Here is a 2,570-nt window from a genome sequence, read left to right on the forward strand (position 1 = left end):
CCCGTTGGTCCCCCAATTCTGGGGGACTTTTAGAAGCAAATTGACTCTTGTTCCCCCCAAAGTTGGGGGGTCAGGGGGGCAAAATTCAGTATCAAAAAACTTGGGAGATATCCTCTAAAGTAAGTCTTCACGTAAGTCCCTCATTTATCGCCAGTAAATAATTTTTAACACGGGCTATAATAACGATTACGTATTTCTTTTGGCTACATAATTTATTCCGTATTTACCCCATAGTCAAGATTAAAAATTACTGCTTGCTAATTTTAATATAGCTGGATTTCGGATATCTACCGCAAAAAAAATATAGTTTTACAGAATCTTTAATTCTTTAATTAAAGATTATCTGGATAGAGACGCACAATAAATCAATATCTTGTCAAGCCAATAAATCTTGATTGTAGATAAATATAGTGTAAGGATTTAGGTAGAGGGGTTGACAAAAGCAGAAAATTTAAAGTAGCCATTGATAAGGAAAGCCACTCTACCTCTTTGGGATGAGGAATTGCGCCAGTTTATTAAATAAAAACTGGTGGATATGCTTGGGGAACAAAGCTTGATTAATCAGCTATAACTGGTATAAATACTAAAAATCAGCCTCAAATTAGACTCAATGAGCTGATAAAAATCCCCTTCAAGTGACCTGATCAAAAAAAGCGATAAAGTCAAAACAAAACACACACAACCACAAACCGGAACACCGGAAGGGGCGGTGGCGCGGGGAGATGGTGAGATAGTAAGATTTTTATTAAGGGTAATTATCATCGACATCATATAAGACAATAACCACAGTGCTTAAACCAATTAATAGATAATGGTTATTATATTTATGAGGTAAACATAATTTTTTTTATATTCCCTATTCCCTATTCCCTATTCCCTATTCCCTATTCCCTATTCCCTAAAATCCAAAACTTCTGTACCTCACCTATTTTATAAATGCTGTGGAACCTCTATATATCGATAATCACTTACTGTAACCACCAACAACATGGCAGCTAATTCTCTCCATTCAATTCGTCATAGTCTAATTGTGTCTTGTCAGGCACCCCCTGACTCACCCCTGCACCACCCCCTAGTGATTGCCGCCATGGCACAGGCTTCGATGAATCAGGGGGCATCGGGTGTGCGTATTGATACACCTGACCATGTGGCAGCTGTCCGTAGTCAATGTCCCACTGCTCCAATTATTGGCTTGTGGAAGCAACAGTTACCGGAGTCTGAGGTTTATATTACTCCCCAGTTTCACCATGCCAAAGCGATCGCATCCGCTGGTGCTGATATTATTGCCATTGATGCCACCTTACGGGAACGTCCTGGAGGGGAAACAGTTCAAGATTTAATTAAGCAGATTCACGATACACTGGGTAAACCGGTGATGGCAGATGTGGATACCCTTGAGAGTGCGATCGCAGCACAAGCCGCTGGTGTTGATTTAGTTGGTACCACCCTCTATGGCTACACCGCTCAAACCAGCCATCTTTGTCCTCCCGGCTTTGGCCTACTCAGCCAGTTGGTGAAGCATTTAGATATCCCAGCCATTTGCGAAGGGGGTATTGCCAGCCCCAAGATGGCTCAAACTGCGCTAGAATTGGGAGCCTATGCGGTTGTTGTCGGCACTGCGATTACTGGTATTGATTTGCAAGTTAAGGCTTTTGTCGAGTCATTAGTTAATTGAACATGGTTACAGGGTTTTTCAAGTAGATGAGGTACAGTCTTTATTGGCGCTAATTGCCTTTAAGACCTTCTTACCTTTCTGCCCTCTGCCTTCTGCCCTCTGCCTTAAAAGGATAAGCAAAGTACCTCACCCAATGGAAAACTGCTATAATTGCCCTTGCTAGAAGCTGGAAAACCTATCTTATTATTGAGAACCCAGTTTCTGTAGCCAGTCTTGACCCAACTGAATGGTAATATCTGAGGAAAAAGCACCGGTGCTTTCCACCCGCACTTCCCCAAATCCCAAATAGTTACGGATAGTGGCAGCACTTTCATCGTCTCCCTGTTGGGCAATAATGCGAGTGGTGCGCAATGGTTCCCTAGACAATTTCTGATCAATACGAACATTCTGGTAGCCAGCTTGGTTAAGTTTCCGGAGCATAGCTTTAGCGACTTCAGAAGAATCTGTAGTGTATTGAATCGCAATCCGCAGGGATGTGGAGTTGGCATTGGAGTAATAGCTATAGCCTTGACCAAAGTGCTGACCCACCATCTGCTGGATGCGGCGGTGGTTTGGCAACCAGTAACTGGCTTGTTTCTTGCCATCGTTGCTAAATCGACCAGGCAGCATTAGCATTTGGACATTGGCTCGTTTAGTCTTGGTGGCAAAACCCGCTAATGCCACTAGCTCTTCTACACTTAAGTTGGTGTCAATGTGGGACTGAATAACTGAGAGGATTTGTGGGATTCGTGCGATAGTACTAGGTTTTAGTGCCTGTTCTACCAATGCCCTCATCAGCATTTGTTGCCGCTGAACTCGACCAATATCCCCATACTTGTCGTAGCGAAACCGCAGGAACTGCATCGCTTTATTACCATCCAGGTGCTGTCTGCCTTTTTTGAGGTTGATATAAAGG

Annotated in this window: 2 protein-coding genes; one reads left to right on the top strand and one right to left on the bottom strand. The window is 43.1% G+C overall.

Annotation, left to right across the window (positions count from 1 at the left end; genetic code table 11):
- Nucleotides 1–988 precede the first annotated feature (988 nt).
- Nucleotides 989–1,675, top strand: a complete 687-nt coding sequence (locus tag F6K20_RS33580; RefSeq protein WP_008181627.1) for an N-acetylmannosamine-6-phosphate 2-epimerase — start codon at nt 989–991, stop codon at nt 1,673–1,675.
- A gap of 183 nt (nt 1,676–1,858) precedes the next feature.
- Here F6K20_RS33580 and F6K20_RS33585 read toward each other — a convergent pair.
- Nucleotides 1,859–2,570 (bottom strand): LCP family protein (locus F6K20_RS33585; protein WP_287297665.1); only part of this gene is annotated, 712 nt, incomplete at its 5' end.

This window comes from Moorena sp. SIO2C4 (assembly GCF_010672485.1).
GTDB classification, from domain to species: domain Bacteria; phylum Cyanobacteriota; class Cyanobacteriia; order Cyanobacteriales; family Coleofasciculaceae; genus Moorena; species Moorena producens.

What these genes read in the sequence shown, in the direction of transcription:
- F6K20_RS33580 (WP_008181627.1), top strand. Translation starts at nt 989, where the DNA reads ATGGCAGCTAATTCTCTCCATTCAATTCGTCATAGTCTAATTGTGTCT.